This is a genomic window from Algoriphagus machipongonensis (genome assembly GCF_000166275.1).
Taxonomy (GTDB): domain Bacteria; phylum Bacteroidota; class Bacteroidia; order Cytophagales; family Cyclobacteriaceae; genus Algoriphagus; species Algoriphagus machipongonensis.
The window spans coordinates 1,218,199-1,243,842 of sequence record NZ_CM001023.1 but is presented as its reverse complement, the minus strand read 5'-3'; the positions used below and the strand labels follow the sequence as shown (position 1 = coordinate 1,243,842).

Sequence of the window (25,644 nt, the reverse complement as noted above, 5' to 3'; positions counted from 1 at the left end):
CCTAGACCAAAAGAACTTTTTAAGTCAAGCAAATCTTTAATAGAAATTCAAATTATTAAACCTAAATTTGAATCTCTTTTTAGGATGCACAATAACTAATTCCAAACAAGCAAAATCCTAAATCCTCCTTTACAGTAAAGTGAATAAAGCCAAATTATTTAATAGCTGAATTTTTAAAAACCCATTAGAAATTTACATCAAAAGAATATGACAAAAGCAGCAATTCGAACTATCGTTTTAATTTTTTGGGCAGGCCTTTTTTTTCAACTTTTGATTATTAACAAGTATAAAGCTGAACCTTACCCCGCTATTAGATTTCCTAGTTTCAGTAGTACAGGACAAAATGGGGGATTCAAAAAAATCAATCAATATGAAGTCTATCTTCATTCAGATGATCAGCAGGATAGTATTCTTTATTCATTAGATCAATTCTTACCAAAAATCAGCTATAACAAACCTAGCATTGATTTAATAGCAAGTAATTATCAAAATTCAAAAGAAAGGACATCAGAAAAAAAAGAATTTGAAGATTGGGTTTCAAAAAATCTCAAAGAAAATATCCCTGATAAAGAAATTTCCAACATTTCCATTTTAGAAATGCAATACAATTACGACTTGAACACTAACGAATTAGAAAAAGAGGGGACATTGATCAATTATGTTAAAATAGAATTACAATCTAATGAGTAAAATACTTTCATATTTTGATCATTTAGTATTCGATGAATATCGAATGGATCCCAAAGCTATGGGGGCCTATAGGATCGTATTTAGCATTTTCATCATTTTTGTTTTAGGGATTCCTGATTTTAGATATCTAGCTCAATATCCTGACTTAATCTTTCAGCCACCTTTCTTAAGTTATGCTCAGTTATTAGATGGGTTTCCTCCAGCTTTTATCATAGGACTCTTTTCGTCCTTGCTGGTGCTTTTTCACCTGTGTGTACTCTTTGGGTTTTATACTAGGTTTTGCTCCATAGGTTTGACCCTACTTTACCTAATTCTGTTTACTATCAAGTTTTCATTTGGCAAAATAGATCATGCTTGGATGGTCACCATATGGATACCCCTTTTCATGGGAATAGCTGGTTGGGGGTCTGAATATTCGATCGATAAAACACTGCGAAAAAGTAAACCAGTATCGAATGGATGGCCTATTTTTTTATTAGCAAGCATTTTGGCATTTGGCATGTTCACTGCTGGCTTACCAAAATTAATGGGCAACTGGTTATCATTTGATACCCAAGCTGTAAGACATCACTTTATTGATAATTACTACATTAGGGATCGCCATGACCTTTTAGCACCTTTATTTTTAAATGTTCAATCTGTATTTATCTGGGAATTTTTTGATTATGTAGGTGTTTTATTTGAGTTAGGATTTATTCTTTTGCTCTTGAATAAAAGATACTTTTCATGGTTTATAATCATTGCGATATTATTCCACATAATGAATCTATTGATTCTGAATATTAAGTTTACAGGCAATTTACCAATCTACTTGTTGTTCATGCCTTACGTTCTTAATTCCGAAAATAAGACAAAGAAAAAATGGGCTTCCATAAATTGGTTGTGGGTATTTGCGGTGACTTGTGGATTGTATTTTATAGCATGGTTTGTCTTTGAAATTCATTTAGACCTATATGATATCACTTTCAATTTAGGCTTCGATTCAAATATTACCAGTTTAATAATTATGCTTGTGGTCCTAGGGTGTTACCTAAATGCAATCATTAAACAGATAAGAACTAAAAGGAAACAAGAACAAATTGAATTTTAAAGCATTTGGAGGTTGTAGATAAGAATAAGCAATACGATGCAATAATTGTTGGATCAGGTCCCAATGGACTTGCAGCCGGTATCGCTCTAGCTCAAAAGGGTAAAAAAATTAAAATTATTGAGGCAAGCGACACCGTGGGCGGAGGAGCAAGAACAAAGTTTTTGACCCTTCCGGGATACAAACATGATGTCTGTTCCGCGATTCACCCAATGGCGATGGCATCCCCATTTTTCACAACTCTTCCTTTGGAAAAATATGGACTCAAATGGATTACACCTCGATTTCCAGTAGCACATCCCCTAGATAACGAGCCTGCAGTCATCATGGATCTGGATATCCACAAGACAGCAAGTGAACTTGGAATAGATAGCGCTGCTTATCTAAAACTCTTTTCCCCAATCATCAAAGATTTTAATGACCTGCTGCCAGATTTGCTTGGGCCATTTAATCCTATTCCCAAAAGCCCCATAAAAGTTGCGAAATTTGGGTTAAATGCCATTCGATCTGCTTCCTCGCTTGTCAACTCAAAATTTAAAGGAGACAGAAGCAGGGCGCTGTTTGCAGGACTTGCTGCTCACTCCATTCAACCTTTAGATAACACCGCTACTTCTGCTATTGCATTGGTTTTAGGTGCTGCAGGTCATGCAGTAGGCTGGCCTTTGCCAGAAGGCGGATCTCAATCACTCTCCAATGCTTTAGCTGAGCATTTCACCTATTTAGGAGGGGAAATTGAAACAGGAAAAATGATTACATCAGTGGACCAATTGTCAGAAGCCAAGGCTGTTCTTTTTGACATTACTCCTAAACAAATCCTTTCTATTGCTGAGAATCAAATCCCTAAATCCTACGCTAAAAAACTTAAAAGTTACCGTTATGGCCCAGGGGTTTTTAAGCTTGATTTGGCACTTGATGGCCCTATTCCATGGAAAGATGAAAATTGTAGCAAAGCAGCCACTGTTCACATAGGAGGTACTTTTGAAGAAATAGCAGAAGCTGAAAGTCAAGTATTTGAAGGCAAGCATCCTGAGAAGCCATTTGTGCTTTTGACGCAACAAAGCTTTTTTGATCAATCAAGAGCACCTGAAGGCAAACATACCGTATGGTGCTATTGCCATGTCCCTAACGGTTCGACCAGAGATATGACCCAACAGATCGAAGACCAAATTGAGAGATTTGCTCCCGGATTTAAAGACTTGATTCTGTCAAGAAATAAGATGAATGCTGCAGATATGCAAACCTATAACCCCAATTATATTGGTGGAGATATTAACGGTGGCATACAAGATCTTAGACAACTCTATACACGGCCAGTTAACCTTTTTGATCCTTATAGAATACCAAATACCTCCTATTTTATTTGCAGCTCTTCATCGCCTCCAGGAGGGGGAGTTCATGGTATGTGTGGCTATCATGCTGCTCAAGCAGTACTGAATTTTCTGAATTAGAAATCAATTGTAAGAATCAAAGGTAAATCTGAAACTCCCTCTAGGTAAAGCCAGATCTTTATCTATGGGGTTGTAATCCTTACCATTTATCTAATCAAAGAGGCAATCTTATAAAAGCACCTCTTCGTATAAGCCATTTAGCCTTATATTGAATTTCCTTATAAAATCAAGAACTCACGCTTTATGAAATCCCTCAACCAAGCTTTACTTTTTCTCCTTTTCTTCGGAATGGGAGCTCATTCTCTACTCGCTCAAGTCAAACCTATTTTTGAAAATGGAGAAGCGCAAATCATCCCGGAACTGAAAGATTCTTCCAATTGGATCCGTACTGATCTTTGGGTGGAAACGGAGTTTGATACAGATGGTGACGGTAAAAAAGACCGCATGCATGTGGATGTGACCCGACCGAAGCAAACCGAGACAGAGGGACTTAAGCTTCCTGTAATCTATGCCAGCAGTCCTTATTATGCAGGCACGGCAGGAAATGCTCCCATCTTTTGGGATGTAAAACATGAATTGGGAGCTCCGGCACCTCCTAGAAACAAGTTTGAGGTAGTGCGAACAGGTGGGCGGCCGATCATCTCTAATTCCGAAATTATGCAATGGGTACCACGTGGATACATCGTGGTTCACTCCTCTTCTCCGGGAACCGGATTATCACAAGGTTCACCTACCGTCGGTGGTGACAATGAATCTTTGGCACCAAAGGCTGTCATCGAATGGCTAACAGGAAAAGACAATGGCTATACTACGCCAGATGGAAATGAAAAAGTGTCTGCCTATTGGTCCACTGGAAAAGTGGGTATGACAGGAACTTCCTATAACGGCACACTTCCCTTGGCTGCGGCAACAACAGGCGTAGAAGGGTTGGAAGCAATTATCCCCATCGCACCCAACACATCCTATTACCATTATTACAGATCCAATGGACTCGTACGATCACCGGGAGGATATTTGGGAGAAGACATTGATGTATTGTATGATTTCATCCATAGTGGTGATGAATCCAAAAGAGCGTATAGCAATAAGACCGTCCGGGATACAGAAATGGCCCAAGGCATGGATCGAGCTACTGGTGACTATAATGACTTCTGGGCTGGCCGTGATTACCTCAATGACATGGAGCCAATGAAAGCCGCATTATTGATGTCGCATGGTTTCAATGATTGGAACGTCATGCCTGAGCACAGCTATAGAATTTATGACGCGGCTCGCGCGAAAGGAATACCAGCAAAGATCTATTATCATCAAAACGGGCATGGAGGACCTCCACCTTTTTCGATGATGAATCGTTGGTTTACTCGGTACTTGCATGGAGTGGAAAACGGTGTGGAAGAGGAACCAAAAGCCTGGATAGTCCGTGAGCAGGATGAGCGAAGCAACCCAACTCCATATGCAGATTACCCGAATCCTCAAGCTTCCCCTGTTAATTTTTATCTGAGCCCAGGTGCTCCTGCAACAGGCGGGATGGGACTTGAAAATATGACTACCGGAAAGCAGGAAACATTGGTAGATAACTATTCTTTTCCTGGATCCGCACTTGCTCAGGCAGATTACACCGAGCATCGATTGCTTTACCTCAGCCCGGTTCTCAAAGCGCCGATTCATATTTCAGGAATCTCAACAATCAAAGTAAAACTGGCTTCAAGTAAGCCTGCTGCTAACCTTTCAGTTTGGTTAGTTTCCCTTCCTTGGACAGAAGGAAGAAATTCAAAAATCACAGATAACATCATCACCCGAGGATGGGCAGACCCACAAAATCACGCCTCCATCCGCAAAGGAGAACCTTTGGTGCCAGGAAAATTCTACGAGGTAAGTTTCGACTTGCAGCCAGACGATCAGATCATCCCTGCAGGCCAGCAAATTGGTCTGATGATCTTCTCCTCTGATGCTGAGTATACAATTCTACCCAAGCCCGGTACTGAACTGACGATAGATCTGAATGGAACTGTCTTAACCCTTCCAGTGGTAGGAGGAAAAGCTACAGTAGAAAAAGCTTTACAATAGTCTGACAATTACCTTTGCTTAAATAGCTACGTTTAGAGCGATTGCTAACTCACCTGGGATACCTGACCGTCTCCCGGTGAGATGGTAATGATGGTGCGTGCTATTTAATAAGAAATCGGCTCCACTTTTTTATGCCGGATTCCTCTTTTCATTGTCTAGAATACATTTTAAGTGATTATTACCTATTTTGATATTCGCAAGCATTCACACTACCATGAAAAGAACCTTACTTAGCTTTTTAACACTCCTTATACTCACTTCAATAACTCTTGCTCAAACTTCCTTAGACGAGCAACTCAACAATCATCAATTTCGCTTTATTGGCCCAGAAGGCAATCGTGCCATCGCAGTCATCGGTGAACCCGGAAATCCTCAAGTGGCCTACATCGGCGCAGCTTCTGGGGGTCTTTGGAAAACCGAAGACATGGGGATTAATTGGCGACCTATTTTCGATGATCAAGATATTTCATCTGTTGCAGCTGTGGAACTGGCTCCCTCAGATCCGAATCAAGTATGGGTGGGCACCGGTGAGACTTTTGTTATCCGACCTGCACATGCTATGGGAAATGGCATCTATTTCTCTCCTGATGCGGGCAAAACCTGGGAACACAAAGGCCTTGAAAAAACTGGACGAATTGGTCGGGTGCTGGTTCATCCAAAAGATCCCAAAATCATTTATGCAGCTTCCTTAGGCCATACTTATGGTCCACAAAAAGAAAGAGGAATTTTTCGAAGCAAAGACGGAGGTGATACTTGGGAGCATGTGCTATTTATTGACGAAGGCACAGGGGCTTCCGATTTAGCCATTGACCCACAAAATCCTGACATCCTTTATGCAGCCATGTGGTCGATCCACATCAACACATGGGGACTCAATTCCGGAGGAGAAGGCAGTGGTATTTATAAATCTACCGATGGGGGTGATACTTGGGAACCCATGAGCAAAAATGGTTTGACATCTGGTGCAGAAAGGCCTGTAGGAAAGACTTCTGTAGCCGTTTCCCATAGTGATCCGAATGTGGTCTATGCCCTTTTTGAGGCGGAAAGCCCTGAAGTTTGGCGCTCCTCTGACAAAGGAATGAGTTGGACCTTGATGAGTCAGGAACATGACTGGAATGAACGTGCCCCTTATTACACCAGACTTAGAGTGAATACAGGCGATCCAAACGAAATTTATTCCATGTCCGTACGCTTTGTGCATTCCTTGGATGGTGGCAAAACAAGAAATCCAAGACCTCCGAGAGGTGGTGGAGACAATCATGATATCTGGATAGACCCTACCGATCCTGATCGCATTATGGTAGCACATGATGGGGGCGTAAGCATCAGCTATAACCATGGCAAATCTTTCCAAGGGGTCGTTTTACCCATTGCACAGATGTATCATGTGGCAGTGGATGACCAGATTCCCTATAATGTTTTTGGCAACAGACAAGATGGCTGGTCTTACATGGGACCGAGTAACTCTTTGGCTGGCTACATTCCTTTAGGCCTTTGGAAGGGTGTGGGAGGCTGTGAAAGTGGCTTTGCCAAACCTGATCCTGTAGACAACAACATCATTTGGTCTGGCTGCTATGATGGAGGATTGGAAAGACATGATTTAAGAACCGGTCAGTCAAGAGAGGTCAGAGTATGGCCTGAAGCTGGCTATGGTTGGGCCCCAGCAGATTTAAAATATCGCTGGCACTGGAATTTCCCACTGAGCCATTCACCTCATACCGAAGGAAGAGTCTATGTGGGTAGCCAGTTCGTCCACAAAACTGATGATGATGGCCAAAGCTGGCAAATTATTTCCCCTGATCTCACTTTAAATTTAAAAGACCATCAAAAAAACTCAGGAGGGGTAGCTATTGACAACCTGATGACTTTTGATGGAGCAACTCTTTTTGCTATTGAAGAATCAAAATTTGAGGCAGGTGTGATTTGGGTAGGCACCAACGATGGTCAAGTACAATTGACTCGAGATGGTGGTGAGAACTGGACCAACCTTACCGCTAACATTCCTGATCTTCCAAAATGGGGCACCATCGCCAATATTGAGCCCTCTAGATTTGACAAATCCACGGCCTATATAACCGTTGATTTACACCAAATGGGTGATTTTGATCCTTATATTTTCAAAACAACTGATTATGGTCAAAGTTGGACAAAGATTTCAGATGGTATTCCTAGTTCCGAATCAAGTTTTGTGCATGTAATCAAGGAGGATCCCAAAAGGGAAGGGTTACTTTATGCAGGGATTGACAAAGGTATTTATATCAGCCATAATGATGGCCAAAGCTGGAGTCGTTTAAAACTCAATCTTCCTCCCGCCCCTGTTTATTGGATGGAAATTCAGGAGCGTTTTGATGACTTGGTAGTCGGCACCTATGGCCGTGGCTATTATATTCTAGATGACCTTGCTGCAATTAGAAATCTGGATCAAAATCAAACGATTGCTTTCTATGATGTTCGTGATGCCTATAGGTTCAATGACCGGGAAAGCATCAAAACAGATGGCAGAAGTAATAACTCAGGTCGTAACCCAAGCTATGGCGCTAGCCTGAACTATCATTTGCCCGAAAACTTTGCGGGTGAAGCAAAAATTGAGATCAAAGATTCCAAAGGTGAATTGGTAAGAACCCTGCAAGCCAATAAAAAAGCAGGAGCCAACCGTGCTCAATGGGATTTACGCTATGAGCCTACCTATACGCCAAAACTAAGAGTGGCCCCTCCTGGCCGACCTTGGGTTCAACTCAACGGAGAAGGTTGGAGACCTTTGGTGCAATGGGATTTAGACCTAATGGCAGGACAATATGGCCCCAGAGTAGTTCCGGGTGAATACATGGCTACCTTGATCTTGACAGATTCGGCAGGAAATGAAGTAGTTCAGACTTCAGCCAAATTCAACGTATTAAAAGATCCCTACTCGGAAGGCAGTTTGGAAGATATTCAAGAGCAAGTTGCTTTCTCCTTGCAATTGCGGGATGCCATGAACTTGGCGGTAAGTAATATCAATGCAGTAGAACAGCTTCGAAAGGAATTGGACATAATCCTAGAAGAAGAATCAGACAGCAAAACTCAGAAAGAGGCACTAAGACTCAAAGAAGCTGCTGAGGAAGTGGCATCCAAACTTTATGATATTCACTTGACTGGAGCGCGAGAAGATGCCTTTCGATCACCTATCAAACTCTATGGTCGATTGAGTGCTTTGGCCAGCGACATCAATGCCAGCGGAATGGATTATCGTCCTACTGATCAACAGGGAGAAGTTTATGAGGTTTTGGATGCACGATTGAAAGTGGCGATTGAGCAATTTTCTGATTTGGTCAATAACGACATTCAGGAATTCAACAAAGCTTTAGAACGCAAAAACAGAAAAATTGAAATAGAGAAAACCGGAGGAAACTAGAAAGGAAAAATACCTAGTATATTTTGAGCAATTCTAAAACTGGCCAACCTTTAGCCATGATGAATGCGACAGAATTAACTGCCCGAAGAACTGCCTGCACCTCTGCTTTGGCTGCTTCCTTCTTAGCTAGAAAAGATGCTGAAAACCTCTTGGTAGTTGGAGGAGGGAAAGTAGCCCAACATTTAGTTCAGGCACATTTTACTGTTCGGAAATTTAAAAAAAGTAAGCGTTTGGATGCAGAATCAATATACCTGATTAAAAAAAACATAGAACTCCCAACCAGTCCCAAAACACAAATTACACCTATTATTATAGGTTAATTCCATTCAGTAAACAATCAGCTCCACTTTCGGGGTTTTCCTAGTATTTGGATTAAATTAAGATCTAGAAAAAACCCCACCCATGAAAAAATTCTTCCTCGGCCTGCTACTATTGCTCATAGCAGTAGTTGCCATTTTATTGTTCAACACCTTTCGTTTTACATCGAAACAGGTGGATGCGGAACCAATTGAACTTGTAAACTTCTCAGATCAGGTATTCCAAAATCTCTCCAAAGCCATTACTTTCCAAACCATCTCAGTCAGTGAAGATGCAATTCCGGATTCGGCTGCCTTCTTTGGATTTCACCGTTTTTTGGAAGAAACTTTTCCATTGACCCATGCAAATCTTTCACTGGAAAAAATCAACACTTACAGTCTGCTTTATAAATGGGAAGGCTCAGATCCATCCAAAAAGCCCATAATTTTGATGTCCCATCAAGATGTGGTCCCAATAGACCAACCAACTCTTGGAGACTGGGAAGCAGCTCCATTTGAAGGAAAAATCACTGATACCCACATCATTGGTAGAGGAACAATGGACGATAAAAGTACCTTGATCGCGGTTTTGGAATCAGTTGAAAAACTGCTTTCAGAAAATTTTAAACCTACTAGGACCATATACATCGCTTCAGGACATGACGAAGAAGTGGGTGGGGGAAAAGGCGCTGCAAAAATTGCTGAGCATCTTAAGGCTCAGGGGATTCAAGCAGCAATGACAATAGACGAAGGTGGGTTTATAGCCGAAGGATTAGTTCCCGGAGTAGATGTACCTGTAGCCATGATCAATTTAGGAGAAAAGGGGTTTGCATCCTTCCGTTTAATCGTGGAAACAAATGGAGGGCATAGTTCTGCTCCTCCTCGTGAAAACACCATTGGGATGCTGGCCCAAGCGATCGTGGATCTGGAAAACAATCAATTACCTTACAAACTTGTACCTCCTATCGATTCACAATTGGAATATTTAGGGCCTGAACTCCCATTTATGACCCGTCTGGCATTTGCCAACCCTTGGCTTTTCAAAAAGCAGCTTTTAGAGGGATTGAATGCCCACACCACCACAGCACCAACAATTATTGATGGAGGGGTAAAAAACAACGTTATTCCGACAGTGGCCGAGGCAACGATCAATTTCCGAATCCTTCCTGGGGAAACCATTGAATCAGTTCAGGCACATATCGAGTCTGTGATTTCTGATAAAGTAAAAGTGGAACCGGTAGGCTTCCTTACTGATCCTCCACAAGTTTCAACGGTAAATTCAGATGCCTACAAAACCCTTGAAAAAACCATCCGAGGACTTCACCCTAATACAGTGGTAGTTCCTGGTTTGCTGGGAGGAGCCACAGATTCCCGGTATTTCTATTCAGTTTCGGAGGAGGTTTATCGATTTTATCCGATGCGGGTTAACTCTGAGTCCATGACAAAATTCCATGGAATCGATGAAAAAATCAGTAAGACTAACTACTTGGAAATCCTACAATTCAGTTACCAACTGATCAAGAATTTTAATTGAGTTGGAATACACTCAAAAAAAATAGCCCGATCAATCTTGATCGGGCTATTTTTTTAAAAGCCATTATACCATGCCCATCCGATATCTCCTGGATCGACATAATTTTCTGTAACCACGATTTTCTCAAGATATTTCATGCTTTTAAATCCTATTTGTCTCTCTAACCTCAATCGAATTGGTGCTCCATGTGGAATGGATAAGTTTTTCCCATTCATGCCATAGGCTAATATAGTTTGGGGATGAAAAGCATCTATTAAATCAATGCAATCCAACCAACCATCATAGGAATAAAAATTCACCCATCGTGCTTTAGGCATCATTCCGGCGTGCTCCAAAAGTGCTTTCAATGGAACCCCGGACCATTCAGCGATAGCAGTCCATCCTTCTTCACAGGTATGTCTTGTGATTTGGGTACGAGCATTAAATTTCTTGAGTTGATCCAATGAATAGTTTCCCGGTCTAGCCACTAGTCCTTCTACAGGCAATTGCCAATTTTCAAACCCTGACCGCAAGTGCTTATCATATGTCTCACTAAAATATTCCTTGGAAGTATCAGCTGGATTGATGGTGCCTGTGGCCGGCATGGATGAAATATCGCTGAAGCTATATTCTTTGGCCAGTGATTGACTGGAAAATAAAGCTCGATGTGCAGCGTATGTGAAATTATCACCCATTCGAAGGATATTCCCATAGTTAGGTGGCATTGGCTGATTACATCCAGGTATCAGCAATGCTCCCAACGCTGCTACTCCCGTGGTAATCGCTGCACGTCTAGTTATAATCTGCTTTTTCTTCATGGCTGTTTTCCAATGGTCATGTATCGTACTTGTTGTTTAAACCCTGACAAAATAATCATGGCAATATGCATCACCAGGAAAATCTCCAGACCTATGGAAGTGAAAAAATGGATGGTTCTGGCAGTCTGATAACCTCCGAAAATTTCCAATAGAAACGGAAAAGCTGCTGTGATCGCAGGAGACATGGTAAATCCAGTAATAATCGCCATTGGAAGCGAAATAAAGATTATGCTCATGTATGCGATCTTTTGCAAGACTCCATATTGTGGCCCTCCTGTAGGCGGTGCAATTTTCATTTTAATATGCTCTCTGATATCACGAAATAGCTGCACAGGTGAAAGTTCCCTAAGTCTTGGCCAGATATGTTTTTGAAAATGGCCTGTCAACAAACCAAGAATCACATACACCAAACCTGTCACGACTAGAAACCAAGCAGACAAAAAATGTAAGCTTCTCCCCCATCCATTTTCATTAAACATTTCTTCTTCTCCATTTCTTCCTGCGCTGACTGGCGAATTCTCTGTATCAAAGAATGGAACTTCAGCTTCCCAATCAGATCGATTATGATTTCTGCTGATGGGTAATTCTAAAAATGCAGGCGTCAATTCATTTCCAACTTCTCCCCAATAAAGCCTCGGATGCACCATCAAAATTTCAATTCCTGTAAATACCAGCAACAAAAAACTAATAGTGATTATCCAATGAGAAGTCTTCACCCAAGGTTGATGCTTTTCGTTTTTAGATATGCTTGAAGGCTGGGAGCTCATACAATAAAAAGGATTTGGCTTTACTCTAAACTATTGAAAATAAATGTACTATTATATTTTATCAGGAGAATAATGCAATTCCCAATTGATTTTATCCAGATACAAAATGAAAATCGAAATAGGCATTCAGTTTTTTAAATTAGAATATGGCTAGATTAGGGAAGTAGAGTTGGATCAATAATTTGCTAAAAACCACCCTTATGAAAGTTTTAAATATCTACTTGACATTATGCCTAATAGTTTTTGGATGTCAAGCTCCAACCGAGCAAAAACCAACATTTGAACATGACATTTCAAGTGGACCTACTCCTTGGACGAGTGACACATTTGAACTGGAAGAGGAAGATTTCACCTTCGCTATTATTTCTGATCTTACCGGCGGGGAACGCCCTAATATCTATGGAACGGCCGTGGGACAGCTAAATCGCCTAGATCCAACCTTTGTTCTGAGTGTGGGAGACCTGATCGAGGGAGGTACCGAAGACACCGTTCAACTTGCTAAAGAATGGGATTCCTTTGATGGAAGAACTTCCCATTTGAACATGCCATTTTTCCATTTGGGAGGAAATCATGACCTCACCAATCCAGTGATGCGGAAGTTTTTTGAAAATAGATTTGGGCGTCGTTATTATCATTTTGTCTATGAAAACGTCCTCTTTTTGATGCTCGACTCTGAAGATTATGAGGAAAAGCGGATGATGGAAATTTATGAGGCTCGCGCCAAAGCTTTAAAAATTATAGCTGGAGAAATAGAGGGCTCCTACGAAGAATCAGATTACTATAAAATGGCCGAGCGGAATATTGGTGGCATGAGTACAGAGCAATTTGAATACTTTAAAGAAGTTCTAGCCAAATACCCTGATGTGAAATGGACTTTTTTATTGATGCACAAACCTCTTTGGCTGCATGAGGATAATAAAGGTTTGGAACGACTGGAAGCGCTCTTAAAAGATCGGCCTTACACGGTATTCAATGGGCATGTTCACTCCTATTCGTATCGCAAAAGACAAGGTCGGGATTACATTATGTTAGGAACAACCGGAGGCTCCCAAAATCCGCGAGACTCCATGGCTTTTGATGAAGTTACTTTGATCAGAATGGATAATGAACCTGTAATCACCACACTGAAAATGGAAGGGATTCTGGATGAAACTGGAAAAGTGAATGTGGTTTATGATAGTTTAAATCATTAAAAGGAATAAAATCGATTGCTGTCTGACAAAAGCTATAATAAAACCAAAGAAATGAAACCTGTGACAGTTGTAGGTTCTGGTATTATTGGTTTGACCTCTGCCATTGCTTTGCAAGAAGCAGGATTTCAGGTTAAAATCATTGCGAAAGAATCCTTTCAAAACAGCCTTTCCAATAAAGTTGGGGCGATTTGGTTTCCTTTTGAAATCGCTCCTAAAGAAAAGACCAATACTTGGGCAACGCAGTCCTATACCCGTTATTTGAAAGATTTAGCTTTCCCTTCAGGCGTTTCTGTTATTCCTTTTATCAATGCCTATACTTCAGATTCCAACACAGATTGGAAAGATCAATTACCGAAAGGAACAGTAAGAGAAGCAACGAAAGAGGAGTTACCAAAAGGAATAGATCAGGCCTTATATGCTGAAGTTCCATTGGTTGAGCCTGGCATGTATTTGCCCTACCTATTCTATCAATTTTTAGCCAAAGGCGGGCAATTTCAAATAGACTTGATTTCATCTTTGGAAGAAATGGCCAAATTGGATGATTTGGTCGTGAATTGCACAGGACTTGGAGCCAAGGAACTTTGCAATGACAAGGAACTTTATCCAATTCGGGGGCAGATTCTTAGATGTGAAAAAATGGATTCCATCTCTTTTGCCGATCCCACAAAAAAGGGAGCCTTGAGGTATATCATCAATCGAAGTGGAGACACTATTATTGGAGGAACGGATTATGAAAATGACTGGAATCGAGAATTGAACTCTGATGACACCCAGATAATTTTGAAAAGGATTAAAGATTCTGGTATTACACAAACTCCCAGGATTTTAGAAGAATTGGTCGGATTAAGACCTAAGAGAACGGCCGTACGATTTGAGTATGATCTAGAATTCCCAAACGTTTTTCACAATTATGGACATGGAGGTGCAGGATATACGGTAGCTTGGGGATGTGCTATGGAGTTGGCTGATGTTTTAAAAGTGGGATAATTATGGTCTATGAAGACAAAGACCGAGGCGGAATATTGTAGATGTTTTGTTATCTTATTCCAACTTTTTACCACCACAACATACAATCATGAAATCAACGTTTTCCTTATTCGTAGCGCTCATTCTTGTAGCTGCATGCTCTTCACCAGAAACCTATGATGTTCTAATTAAAAACGGGCAAATAGTAGATGGATCTGGAAAACCAGGGTATGTAGGAGATGTGGGAATTCGAGCTGACACAATTGTTGCCATCGGTGATTTGGCAGACTCCAAAGCAGAGTTAGAGATCGATGCAACAGGCCTGGTCGTTGCTCCGGGTTTTATCAATATGCTAAGCTGGGCAACAGAATCATTGATTGAGGATGGGAGATCTCAGTCCGATATTCGGCAAGGGGTTACCTTGGAAGTTTTTGGAGAAGGATGGTCCATGGGACCTCTGAATGAGGAAATGAAAGAAGACGAACTCAAAGCACAAGCTGACATCAAATTCCCAATCCAATGGACTTCTCTCAGCGAATACCTGGATTTTTTGGTTGAAAAAGGCATATCTACAAATGTTGCCTCTTTCATTGGAGCTACGACGGTCAGGATCCATGAAATCGGATACGAGGATCGTACCCCAACTTCAGAAGAATTGGAAGCCATGAAAAACTTGGTTCGCAAGGCCATGGAGGAAGGAGCATTGGGTGTTGGATCATCTTTGATTTATGCACCTGCCTTTTATGCAAGCACAGAAGAGTTAATCGAGCTTTGCAAAGTGGCTTCAGAATACGATGGCATGTATATTTCTCATATGAGAAGTGAAGGTGGAAGGCTTTTGGAAAGCCTGGACGAACTAATCCGTATTGCAGATGAGGCGGATATTCGCGCGGAAGTGTATCATCTCAAAATGAGTGGTCAGGCAAATTGGGATAAATACGATGCAGTGGTGGCAAAAATTGATTCTGCCAGAGCCGCTGGTCTCGAAATCACTACAGACATGTATAATTATGTAGCTGGAGCTACTGGATTAGATGCTTCTATGCCACCTTGGGTTCAGGAAGGAGGCTATGATAAGTGGGCCGAACGACTTCAAGACCCTGCAATCAGAAAGAAAGTTTTGAAGGAAATGACCACCCCTACCAATGAATGGGAAAGTTTGATGCAAGCAGTTGAAGGACCAGAAAAAATCATTTTAGTAGGGTTTAAAAACGATAGTTTGAAATACCTTACCGGAAAGACTTTGGCAGAAGTATCAGAAATGAGAGGTGTTTCTCCAGAAGAAACAGCAATGGATTTGGTGGTACAAGATGGAAGCCGCGTTGGTACCATCTATTTTTTAATGTCTGAAGAGAATGTCAAAAAACAAATTGCTCTTCCCTATATGAGTTTTGGATCTGATGCAGGTTCTTACGCTATCGAAGGGGTTTTCTTGAAGTCCAGCTATCATCCCCGAGCTTTCGGTAATTTTTCTAGAGTCTTAGGGAAATATGTCAGAGATGAAAAAGTAATTCCACTGGAAGAGGCCATTTACAAATTAACAACACTACCTGCAACTAATTTGAAGATCAAAAAACGTGGCGCTTTGAAAGAAGGCTATTTTGCAGATTTGGCAATTTTTGACCCGAATGAAATTCAGGATCATGCGACCTTCGAAGAACCTATGCAATATGCCACCGGGATGGTCCATGTTTTTGTCAATGGAAAACAGGTGCTCAAAGATGGAGAGCATACTGGTTCATTGCCTGGTCAGGTAGTGAAAGGACCGGGTTTCAAAAGGTAAGTAATATATGCTCCTAAAAAGCCAATTAAACTCACTCAGTAATTCTCTAATTATAGTACCCATAAAATAATAAAGAGCAAATATCTCCTTATTGATCTTTCAGTTATTTAGGCCTAGGAATTCCCATCACTAATTTAGAAGCTCTAATATGGAAAAGTCATCAAATTCTTCCCAGTTTATGATTTTTTGGAAAAAACCATTTCAAAACTACTCTTGAGAAAGCTACTACTACTTTTGGTAATTTATTTGGCTTTTATTAGCCTAGGCTTACCTGATGCATTACTTGGATCTGCTTGGCCTGCAATGATTGATTATTTGAATGTTCCAGCGGATTTTGCAGGGATCATTTCAATGATTGTGGGTTCAGGAACAGTAATTTCAAGCTTATTTAGTGGATATTTTTTAGAGAAGTTTGGAGAAGCTAAGGTGACTACTTTTAGTGTTATCCTAACCGCATTAGCTTTGATGGGGTTTTCTTATTCCCAACATTTTTTTTTCCTCTGCTTGCTAGCAGTACCGCTTGGTTTAGGCGCAGGAAGTGTGGATGCAGCACTCAATAATTATGTAGCCATTCATTATCAAGCCAAGCACATGAACTGGCTACATGCTTTTTGGGGCGTTGGAGCAGCCATTGGACCAATAATCATGGCAAGTTACTTAGCAAAAAATGGAGCATGGACAGAGGGATATAATACGATAGCCTGGATTCAATTCGGTTTAGTAGCAATTTTAATACTTTCACTTCCTCTATGGGAAAGAGAACAGGCTGTGAATGATCCAAACGAAAAAAGTCATTCCAAAAATCTCGTCACCTTAATTAGAACTATACCTGGCCTAAAACAAGCCTTGTTGGTTTTCTTTTGTTACTGTACCATTGAGGCTAGTTTTGGTCTATGGGGAGCAAGTTTTCTTGTGTTTGAGAAAGGCTTTGAAGCAGATCAAGCAGCAAGACTGGTTTCACTTTATTATATAGGAATAACTGTTGGAAGGTTGTTTTCTGGTTATTTGACAAATTATTTTACCAATCGTCAATTGATATATTGTGGGCAGGGTATAATAGCAATTGGGTTAGTTCTTTTATCTACGCCCTTTACATCCATGCTTATTCCTGGATTTATTCTGGTTGGTTTAGGATGTGCCCCAATTTTCCCTAGCCTCTTACATGAAACACCGATAAATTTTGGAGAAAAATACTCTCAAAAAATCATGGGAATGCAAATGGCCAGTGCCTATGTGGGCATTCTGTTGATGCCATTTGTTTATGGCAAAATCTCTACTCTTACTGGGTATTCTACTTTAGTGGGATTTTTGGGGATCTTTCTTTTGGTATTGATACTTATGAACAAAGCATTAAATACTAGGGTCAAAAAAAACTAAATTCATTCAAAACCTAAAGGTTCTTAACTCTACTTAAAATCATCAATTTTGGCTAACAATTTAATAATACTTACATTTGTATCGCACACGATTTAATCTCTAGCGATATTAATATGAAAACGAATCTATTTCAAAAAATAATGAGAGTTGTACTCGGAGGATTTATGACACTCGCGGGTATAGGTCACCTGACATTCCAAAGAGAAGAATTTCAGGCCCAAGTTCCCAGATGGCTACCTAGCGATCCCGCATTTATGGATTTTGTAGTCATCTCTTCTGGGATTGTGGAAATCCTTTTTGGTCTGGCTATGATCTTCCTTTGGAGACATCAGGTTAAAGTAGGGATAGCCTTGGCTATATTCTATGTGTTGATTTTTCCGGGAAACATCTCACAATACACCAATGAAATTAGCGCCTTTGGCTTAGATACAGATCAGAAAAGATTGATCCGATTATTCTTTCAGCCTGTTTTAATTATATGGGCTCTATGGTCCACTGGCGCATTAAAATATTTAATCAACCGTAATAAAAAATAAAGTTAGTAAGATGACATTTTATGATTTTGAAGCCCAAAAGCTGAATGGGAAATGTGTAAGTATGGAAGAATATCGCGGTAAAACTGTGGTAGTAGTCAATACAGCAAGTAAATGCGGACTTACTCCTCAATATGAAGGTTTGGAGAACCTATATCAAAAACACAAAGATGAGGGCTTGGTAATCCTTGGATTCCCTTGTAATCAATTTGCCAATCAGGAGTCTGGTTCATCCGAGGAAATTGAAGAATTTTGCCAAATAAACTACGGCGTAAGTTTCCCAATGTTTGAAAAGGTTGAAGTGAATGGAAAAAACGCTCATCCTATTTTCAAATATTTAAAGTCTAAACTTTCCGGAGGACTTTTGGGAAGTAAGATCAAATGGAATTTCACGAAGTTTGTATTAGATAAAGAAGGAAACCCCGTTAAAAGGTTTGCTCCCACGACCAAACCTGAAAAAATGGAAAAAATCATTTTGGAAACATTAAAAAAATGAAAGAAGATTTAACCGCCTCGCTCTATTTGGAAAACCAACTATGTTTTCCATTATATGCTGCTTCAAGGCTTACTACCAAGGTATATGCTCCTTACTTGGAAAAGATGGATATTACCTATCCACAATACTTGGTACTGCTTGTCCTTTGGCAGCATCAGGAGCAGAGCGTTAAGGAAATTGGAGAAAGACTTTTTCTGGAATCAAACACTTTGACGCCCTTATTAAAACGCTTAGAACAAAAGAAACTTATCAAGCGCGCACGCTCCAAGTCAGATGAGCGAACAGTTCTCATCACATTGACAAATGAGGGGAAGGAATTGAAAAATGAGGCAATTTCAATCCCCCATAGAATTGTGGAGTCCTTCCAAGATGAATCCATAGACGCAGAAGAAGTGATGAATTTTCAAAAGACATTATTTAAGCTTTTGGGGATTTTAAGTGAGAAATCTTCCCATTAATCAATAAGTCCCCATCAACCTTTTCCAATAGTGAGATCCTTATTATGGGGATCAAAATCATCTATTTTTATTATTTTTAGTCTTAGTCAAATTATCAAACTATGGCAAAGGGAACGGATTGGACTGAGGCTTTATCCCGCATTAAAGAGATACTTTCACAAACTGAATTGACTGAAACCAAGAAATGGGGAATGCCGGTTTACACCTATGAAGATAAAAATATCATGGGTTTTGCCGGTATGAAAAACTACTTCGCCCTCTGGTTTTATGATGGGGTATTCCTTTCAGACCCCTATCAAGTATTGATTAATGCCCAAGAAGGAAAGACTAAAGCCATGAGACAATGGCGCTTTGAGGGTCAGAATGAAATCGAGGAAAAGAAAATCCTAGAATATGTCACAGAGGCCATAAAAAATGCCAAAGATGGAAAAACCTGGAAGCCAGAAAAATCTGAGCCCATCCCTATTCCATCTATTTTTCAAGCGAAATTAAAAGCAAACAAAGAGTTAAAAGAAGCCTTCGATAATCTTACTCCCTATAAACAAAAGGAGTATATTGAATACATCGCCACTGCCAAAAGAAAGGCAACTCAAGTTTCACGATTGGAGAAAATTATCCCGATGATTTCAGAAGGAAAAGGTCTCAATGATAAGTACAAGTAGCCTCCTTCTCAAGGAAACATTAAAAGGAGCTAATTATTTCTTTATTCCCGCAATCACTCGTAAAGGCCCACCACTTCCTCCTTTGATTTTCATTGGCAAAGCAATGATGTAAATTCCTTTTTCTGGTAGTTGATTTAGGTTCGCCATATTTTCAAAGCCTGGAATATTATAACCCATTAAAATCTGGTGCGTCTTAAACTCTTTGCTTTGACCAAAATCTAAACTTGGAGTATCCAGCCCAACCGCTTTTACCCTTCTCTTTTCTGCCAAAAAACTAGCTGCTTCAGGAGAAATGCCCGGAAAATGTAGCTCAGGAATTGCTTCCATTCCCATTTTGGCCGTTCCAAAATACTTTTCTCTATCTGGATAAAAGGCCCCATAGCCTGTTCGGAACAATACAATGGTATTCTCTGGAATTATACCATGTTGGCTTTCCCAGCCTAAAATAGCAGCAGTATCCACCAGATAATCTGAGTTTGGAAGCGCTTGTTCACTGACGTCAATTAACACTGCTTCTCCCGTTAATTGATCCAAAGTAAGTTCGTCCATTGTTTTGCCAGACTCTGAAAAATGAATCGGTGCATCTAAGTGAGTACCTCCGTGTTCAGGAGTGGTCAAGCTATTGGATGAATAATAGTAGCCTAAATCTGTAATTCCTTCTGCTTCAACGTCCAATTGAAAGCCAAGCGGATTATTAGGCCAATACAGTGTAGTGGAATCAAATGAATAGGACAAATCAATCCATTCCAAGGATGTCATAGTGTCGAACGGATCAGCGCTTGCCTGCTCAATTTTTTCGCTTGGAGCCTGACAGGCTGAAATGAGAATAAAAATCAGTGTAGATAGAATGAGTTTGTTTGAAAAGTACATGTTGAAAAAAGATTAGGTGACATGAATTTAGAAAACTCAGGTGAATATCCTTCTCTTTTCTCAAAATCCAGAACCTTTAAACTCTGGAATAATAGTTAAGAAATAAATCAGGGATTGATTAAAACTTTCTCCTTTACCTACTGTTTTCCTTTTCAAAACACCACTCAGTTTAATTGTCATCAAGAACTGACGATGTTGAATTCACCTAAATTTTCCAAGACTGATAATTAAGCATATCTTAGAAAACGAACCCAAAAAACTTCTCCAATGAAAATAAAAGCCCCCTTTTTATTCACTCTTCCATTACTAATATTTTTTTTCACATATACCATCAGTTTTGCGCAAGCCCAATCAGAACCATTCATCTATGGTGATCTTTTGCCTGATGCCCCAGAATTGGCAGCTGGAGGAGAGTATTCTGTAGGAGTCAGAACTTTAGATTTCGTCAATGAAAACCAGCTGGACATCTTGAACTATGGAAAAGGTGATGATTCACTTTACAATAGACCTTTGAAAGTAGAAGTTTGGTATCCCTCCAAAAACTCCAATAAATCAGATGAGTTGATTTCTTACGATGAGGTAATGGGGCAGAACGGTTCACCTACCAGACCTATTATTCCCTTTACTTTTTTGGGAAGAGCCTCAAGAGATGCTAATCCTCTTTATTCAGATGGTTCATTTCCTTTAGTAATTGTTTCGCATGGATACACAGGATCTAGGTATCTAATGACTTATTTGACAGAGAATCTTGCCTCCAAAGGCTATGTAGTAGTGGCAATCGACCATACCGAAGCAACCTTCAGGGATGCTGCAGGTTTTCAGAGCACATTATTAAACCGTTCTTTGGATGATCTCTTTGTGCTCAATGAAATGGCTAGATTGGAAAAGGATGGGAATTCCTTTTTAAAAGACTTAGTAGACACGGAAAATACAGCATTAATTGGTTACTCCATGGGTGGCTATGGTGCAGTTAATGTCGCAGGTGCCGGATATAGTCCTCAGGCAGCCCAATTATTTGGAGGGATGACTGGAGGAAGCAATGCCTTGTTAAAGCGCACAGTAGGAAACCCCGAATTTGAGGCATCCATAGACCCAAGAATCAAGGTAATTGTGGCTTTTGCTCCTTGGGGAATGCAGCGGGGGGTATGGAATGCAGAAGGTCTGGCAGGAATCAAAATCCCATCCCTATTCATCGCTGGAAGCAAGGATGATATTTCTGGTTATGAAGATGGAACAAAGGCAATTTATGATGGGGCAATTAACTCTGAGAGGTATTTGCTCACGTTCATAGAAGCTAGACATAATGTAGCTCCTAATCCTGCACCTAAAGAATCCTTAAATCCGGAATTAGATATCAATGAGTATTTAAGATATGCGGATTCGGTTTGGGATTCAAGAAGAATGAATAATATCAATCAACATTTTGTCACCGCCTTTTTAGGTAAATATTTGAAGGGCGAAAGCAGTTATCAGAAATACTTGGATGTGAACGCAGACCCAGAGGCCAAAGAATGGCCTGGCTTTAAACCTAGAACTACAATTGGTTTAGAAATGGATCAAAAAAAACCTAACAACTAGAATTGAGGAGAACCAAAGGCAAAATTGATTAATAACAGCAATACCTAACCAATGATGAAAGAAGGTTTTGAATTCCTTAAACAACTTAAAGAAAACAACAATCGTGAATGGTTTACAGAACACAAACCATTATACGATAAGCTTGCGAAGGAGAATAAATCCTTTTTCAATAAGGTATTTTTAGAACTTCAAAAATACGATAGCTTAAACAGGGTACATGTTTCCAGAATTTACAGGGACATTCGTTTCTCAAAAGATAAAACTCCTTACAAAAGCAATTTTGGAGCTGGATATTCCCGTACAAAACCACTTCTAAGAGGAGGATATTATATTCAATTAGAACCAGACAACAGTTTTGTAGGTGGCGGTTTTTGGGCTCCAAACAAGGAAGACTTACTCCGTATTCGGGAGGAGTTTGCGATGGATACTTCCGAAATTCAGAGGATAACTACTCACAAAATTTTCAAGGAGTACTTCGGAGAACTACAAGGGGAAGATGCAGTCAAGATCGCTCCAAAGGGCTTTGATAAAAACAACCCAGCGATTGATTTGATCAAGAAAAAGCAATTTATCGTAAAAAGGACATTCACTGATAAGGAAGTGTTTTCCAATGATTTTCAGAAAGAAGTCATCCTAACATTTTTGGCAATGCGCCCATTTTTTGATTATATGAGTGAGATGCTTACGACAAATTCCAATGGGGAGCCTTTATTTCCTTAGATCATAAACTCCACATCATAAATCATTTTTCTCTAACTACATCTACGATAGTCGAGATTTGTAATCTCGACCTCCCATCTCCGCTATTTACAACCCATACTTCTCTCCCATTCCCTTGATTAGCTCAAACCCTTTTTCGGCCATGTCCCAAGGTTCAGAGAAATTCCTCCACACACCTATGGAGTTTGCGAAAGCAGGATCGTTTCTGGTAAACCCTTCGATAGTCAACCAACCTTTGTAATTCACTTCAGCTAAGGCTTTGAAAGTTTCATCAAAGTTTACATGACCAGACCCGGGTGTGCCACGGTCATTCTCGGAGATATGAAAGTGCCCTAACTGGGGCGCGATATACTTGATTGCTTCTCCTAATTTCTTCTCCTCGATATTCGCATGGTGCGTATCAAACATCGCTTGCACATTAGGGTGATTTACCTTCTTCAATAAATAAGAAAGTTGCTCCATCGTATTGCAGAGGTAACACTCAAATCGGTTCAAAGCTTCGGGTGTCAACAAAACACCAGCTTCTTTAGCATAATCAGCCACTCCATGAAGGTATTCCGCGGACCAATTGTACTCATCCTCTAAAGGTTCTCGGGAAGCAAAAACCGTAAATGCAGAATGATAAGGTCCACAAAGCACTTGCGCATTCAAATCTGCTGCCCGGTCAATCACCCATTTGAGTTGCTCGCTTGCCGCAGCTCGAATTTTAGCATCTGGAGAAATGGCATTTTGCTCAGGTCCCATTACGGTCACTGCTGTTACTTCCAAACCAATGTCAGCACAATGTTTACCAATCATTTTAAAGGATTCTTCAGGGGAACCCCCGATAAAAAATTCGGCACCATCATATCCGATCTTTTTCAATCGGTCCAAAACGGGCAATAAATTATCTGACATTTCTGCTGACCATGCCAGCACATTAAATCCTATTTTGTTCATGGGTTTATTTATGTTTTTTTAATCCCCCTTCCATAGGGGGCTAGGGGGATTTTCGAATCATTTAAAATCACTCACTTTCATCCCCTTCCTAAAGCTATCAAAGCCAAACATCGTAGGTTCATAATCACCTATGATATCAACCGATAAATCTGGAGTAATCACATCAGGCATCTCGAGCAACCAAAGGGAAGCATTCAAAATTAACCTTCTCATATCTTCAGATTCAAAATCTAACGAAGATCCTAAAGTGCTGCCAAAAACCATCCCGGTCTTTCCGCCATCTAAAGAGTATTCCTTTGTCCAGGCAATAGGCATTATGGACTTATCATACATTAAAGGAGCTTCAGCGGTCATTCCCGCTGTAGACTGTCCATACAGCAGAACGTTTGCAGAGGATGGAAGATTTTTAATAGAATACACATCGGTCGGTGCCCAAATATCGTCCACCCCTCTAAGAACTGGATGATCAGCATCTCTATCTACTCCATCAACCAATGCTCTGGTTCCTTCTGATTTATGAATTCCGTGATGGGCAACCCAGGTTTCACCAACTATTTGTTGTCCAAATCCCCCTTCCCATCCAGGCTCTTTACTATTATAATTCCATTTGAAGTAGGGAGAATTAGAATCCTTAATCATAAATGGGTGTGTGGAAGTTCTTAAAGCTATAAACGGCTTACCAGCCTTAAAATAATTCTCCAAATGTTTCATTTGATCCATTGGAAGATCTCGGAATCGAATCAACATGATCACCAAATCGGCAGATTCCAAGTGATCTAATCCTGGAATATTATTTTGATAGCTTGGAACAATGTTTCCCGTCTCAGGCTCAATCGGAAAAAGCACCGTCGTGTTAAACCCATATTTTTCTGAGAGTATTTTTGCCATCATGGGCATAGATTCTTCAGATCTGTATTCGTCATCTCCAGAAATCAACACCACATTCTTCCCTTTTCCGGGTCCATTTTGACCTTCAAATTGTAAGAAAGTTTCTCCATTTTGGCAGAATGAGGCCGTAAAACTTAAAAGGAGGGCTAGTAAAGAAAGAATGTTTTTCATGTTTATTTTGGAATTGGGCTTAGTACAAGAGCCCTAATATAGCTTTTCAAGATTAGTTGGCAATTTTTTAAACCTTAATCAACTTTAAAAATCAATGGAAAAAACTTACCGCCCATTTTTTCACCTTTTGGAATCACCGGAACACCTTCTAATAAAGGCTCATTTGTGTCCGAAACCGTCCCATCCGCAAATACATTGAGCACAAAAGCTCTCCGAGATTTTAAGGAATGATTCGCAAAACTACCATGGACCATCAAAGGGTGATGAAAAGTAGCGCAGCCAGCTTTCAATGGAATAGGTACTGGATTAAAAGAAGCGAGTTGTTCTTCATTTAGCATTGTTTTCAAGCCATCCATTTCTCCTGCCAATGCCGGTTTATCCAATAAACCCCATCGATGAGAACCAGGAATGTAATGAAGGCATCCATTTTCTTCATTGGCATCATCCAATCCACACCAGCATGTCAGATGCTGCATATCCACCGTTCTTGTCCAATAAGAGTAATCCTGATGCCAAGCTACATTTCCTCCATGCCGAGCGGGTTTACTAAATAATTGATCATGCCAAAACCTGACAGACCTCCCTCCCAGCAACTGGCTTGAAGCCATCAAAAAGGCAGGATTCCAAATCACATCGTGAAAGGCAGGGTGAATTCTCCAATGGCCTAAAGAATGAAACAGGACCTTATCTGGGTCTGTTGATTCATTACTATGAAATTCATGAAATAGATGGTGGAGCGGGTGTTTTGGGTCGGTCACCTCATCAAGAGCAGATTTTAATACTCTAATTTGTTCATCGTCCAACAATCGGACGTTTGCTAAATACCCTAACTCATGAAAAGAAGCAATTTGATCCTCCGATAATTTGTATCTCTCCCAGTCCTCTTCCGATTTCGGTAGATCAAAAAGATCTGTAATAGGTTGAGAATAATCTGATAGATCTCTCATTGAATCAAAGTTTTCTTTGCGGAATAATGAAGTAAAATGGAATTTA

23 protein-coding genes are annotated in these 25,644 nt (G+C 40.2%); 17 read left to right on the top strand and 6 right to left on the bottom strand.

All coding sequences use genetic code 11. The annotated features are described in order from the left end of the window. Nucleotides 1–207: 207 nt before the first annotated feature. The 7 genes from ALPR1_RS05440 to ALPR1_RS05410 all read left to right on the top strand — a co-directional run bounded on the left by ALPR1_RS05440 (nt 208) and on the right by ALPR1_RS05410 (nt 10,453). A complete protein-coding gene (locus ALPR1_RS05440) occupies nt 208–690 on the top strand; it encodes a hypothetical protein (protein WP_008199028.1) in 483 nt (160 codons plus the stop codon). Next, a complete protein-coding gene (locus tag ALPR1_RS05435; RefSeq protein WP_008199026.1) occupies nt 683–1,780 on the top strand; it encodes an HTTM domain-containing protein in 1,098 nt (365 codons plus the stop codon). The genes ALPR1_RS05440 and ALPR1_RS05435 overlap by 8 nt, the downstream gene beginning before the upstream one ends. Before the next feature lie 5 nt (nt 1,781–1,785). Beyond that, complete coding sequence (locus ALPR1_RS05430; RefSeq protein ID WP_008199025.1) at nt 1,786–3,225, top strand: phytoene desaturase family protein; 1,440 nt, start codon at nt 1,786–1,788, stop codon at nt 3,223–3,225. A gap of 183 nt (nt 3,226–3,408) precedes the next feature. Continuing rightward, nucleotides 3,409–5,232, top strand: coding sequence for a Xaa-Pro dipeptidyl-peptidase (locus tag ALPR1_RS05425; RefSeq protein ID WP_008199021.1), 1,824 nt, complete (start codon nt 3,409–3,411; stop codon nt 5,230–5,232). A 214-nt stretch (nt 5,233–5,446) separates the two neighbouring features. After that, a complete protein-coding gene (locus ALPR1_RS05420) occupies nt 5,447–8,623 on the top strand; it encodes a VPS10 domain-containing protein (protein WP_008199018.1) in 3,177 nt (1,058 codons plus the stop codon). Nucleotides 8,624–8,646: 23 nt separating this feature from the next. Beyond that, nucleotides 8,647–8,943, top strand: a complete 297-nt coding sequence (locus ALPR1_RS05415; RefSeq protein ID WP_237701617.1) for a hypothetical protein — start codon at nt 8,647–8,649, stop codon at nt 8,941–8,943. A gap of 82 nt (nt 8,944–9,025) precedes the next feature. After that, nucleotides 9,026–10,453: a M20 family peptidase gene (locus tag ALPR1_RS05410; protein ID WP_008199014.1), complete on the top strand. Its 1,428-nt coding sequence runs from the start codon at nt 9,026–9,028 to the stop codon at nt 10,451–10,453. Nucleotides 10,454–10,506: 53 nt separating this feature from the next. On the opposite strand, the gene ALPR1_RS05405 is transcribed toward ALPR1_RS05410, so the two are convergent. Both ALPR1_RS05405 and ALPR1_RS20220 read right to left on the bottom strand, forming a co-directional pair. Continuing rightward, entirely contained in the window at nt 10,507–11,250 is a 744-nt protein-coding gene (locus ALPR1_RS05405) for a molybdopterin-dependent oxidoreductase (protein ID WP_008199012.1), read from the bottom strand. Continuing rightward, entirely contained in the window at nt 11,247–12,017 is a 771-nt protein-coding gene (locus ALPR1_RS20220; protein ID WP_008199010.1) for a cytochrome b/b6 domain-containing protein, read from the bottom strand. Before ALPR1_RS20220 ends, ALPR1_RS05405 begins: the two co-directional genes overlap by 4 nt. Before the next feature lie 200 nt (nt 12,018–12,217). Between ALPR1_RS20220 and ALPR1_RS20215 the strand changes: the two genes are divergently transcribed. From ALPR1_RS20215 to ALPR1_RS05360, 8 genes are all read left to right on the top strand, one after another. Further along, on the top strand, nt 12,218–13,210 hold the full coding sequence (locus ALPR1_RS20215; protein ID WP_008199009.1) for a metallophosphoesterase family protein: 993 nt from the start codon (nt 12,218–12,220) through the stop codon (nt 13,208–13,210). 51 nt (nt 13,211–13,261) lie between these two features. Beyond that, nucleotides 13,262–14,197, top strand: coding sequence for an FAD-dependent oxidoreductase (locus tag ALPR1_RS05390; protein ID WP_008199008.1), 936 nt, complete (start codon nt 13,262–13,264; stop codon nt 14,195–14,197). Nucleotides 14,198–14,285: 88 nt separating this feature from the next. Further along, nucleotides 14,286–15,959: an N-acyl-D-amino-acid deacylase family protein gene (locus ALPR1_RS05385; RefSeq protein ID WP_008199007.1), complete on the top strand. Its 1,674-nt coding sequence runs from the start codon at nt 14,286–14,288 to the stop codon at nt 15,957–15,959. A gap of 213 nt (nt 15,960–16,172) precedes the next feature. Next, a complete protein-coding gene (locus tag ALPR1_RS05380; RefSeq protein ID WP_040302578.1) occupies nt 16,173–17,336 on the top strand; it encodes an MFS transporter in 1,164 nt (387 codons plus the stop codon). A gap of 113 nt (nt 17,337–17,449) precedes the next feature. Further along, nucleotides 17,450–17,872 (top strand): DoxX family protein, encoded by a 423-nt coding sequence (locus ALPR1_RS05375; RefSeq protein WP_008199005.1) that lies wholly within the window; start codon nt 17,450–17,452, stop codon nt 17,870–17,872. Between the two features lie 10 nt (nt 17,873–17,882). Next, complete coding sequence (locus ALPR1_RS05370; protein WP_008199004.1) at nt 17,883–18,365, top strand: glutathione peroxidase; 483 nt, start codon at nt 17,883–17,885, stop codon at nt 18,363–18,365. Beyond that, complete coding sequence (locus ALPR1_RS05365; protein ID WP_008199002.1) at nt 18,362–18,823, top strand: MarR family winged helix-turn-helix transcriptional regulator; 462 nt, start codon at nt 18,362–18,364, stop codon at nt 18,821–18,823. The genes ALPR1_RS05370 and ALPR1_RS05365 overlap by 4 nt, the downstream gene beginning before the upstream one ends. A 101-nt stretch (nt 18,824–18,924) precedes the next feature. Next, nucleotides 18,925–19,485, top strand: coding sequence for a YdeI/OmpD-associated family protein (locus ALPR1_RS05360; protein WP_008199000.1), 561 nt, complete (start codon nt 18,925–18,927; stop codon nt 19,483–19,485). Between the two features lie 33 nt (nt 19,486–19,518). Here the strand turns inward: ALPR1_RS05360 and ALPR1_RS05355 are convergent, their stop codons facing one another. Then, nucleotides 19,519–20,355, bottom strand: coding sequence for a cyclase family protein (locus ALPR1_RS05355; RefSeq protein ID WP_008198998.1), 837 nt, complete (start codon nt 20,353–20,355; stop codon nt 19,519–19,521). Between the two features lie 267 nt (nt 20,356–20,622). Here ALPR1_RS05355 and ALPR1_RS05350 point away from each other — a divergent pair, with 267 nt between their 5' ends. Both ALPR1_RS05350 and ALPR1_RS05345 read left to right on the top strand, forming a co-directional pair. Continuing rightward, nucleotides 20,623–21,933: an alpha/beta hydrolase family protein gene (locus ALPR1_RS05350; RefSeq protein ID WP_008198997.1), complete on the top strand. Its 1,311-nt coding sequence runs from the start codon at nt 20,623–20,625 to the stop codon at nt 21,931–21,933. 51 nt (nt 21,934–21,984) lie between these two features. After that, nucleotides 21,985–22,653 carry a DUF2461 domain-containing protein gene (locus ALPR1_RS05345; protein WP_008198995.1) on the top strand — a complete coding sequence of 223 codons (669 nt, stop codon included), beginning with the start codon at nt 21,985–21,987 and terminating at the stop codon, nt 22,651–22,653. Between the two features lie 87 nt (nt 22,654–22,740). Here ALPR1_RS05345 and ALPR1_RS05340 read toward each other — a convergent pair whose 3' ends face one another. The 3 genes from ALPR1_RS05340 to ALPR1_RS05330 all read right to left on the bottom strand — a co-directional run bounded on the left by ALPR1_RS05340 (nt 22,741) and on the right by ALPR1_RS05330 (nt 25,598). Next, the gene (locus ALPR1_RS05340) at nt 22,741–23,592 is read right to left on the bottom strand and encodes a sugar phosphate isomerase/epimerase family protein (protein ID WP_008198993.1); all 852 of its coding nucleotides are present in this window, start codon (nt 23,590–23,592) and stop codon (nt 22,741–22,743) included. Nucleotides 23,593–23,649: 57 nt separating this feature from the next. Then, the gene (locus tag ALPR1_RS05335) at nt 23,650–24,651 is read right to left on the bottom strand and encodes a ThuA domain-containing protein (RefSeq protein WP_008198991.1); all 1,002 of its coding nucleotides are present in this window, start codon (nt 24,649–24,651) and stop codon (nt 23,650–23,652) included. A 74-nt stretch (nt 24,652–24,725) separates the two neighbouring features. Next, nucleotides 24,726–25,598 carry a phytanoyl-CoA dioxygenase family protein gene (locus tag ALPR1_RS05330; protein WP_008198990.1) on the bottom strand — a complete coding sequence of 291 codons (873 nt, stop codon included), beginning with the start codon at nt 25,596–25,598 and terminating at the stop codon, nt 24,726–24,728. Nucleotides 25,599–25,644: the final 46 nt, after the last annotated feature.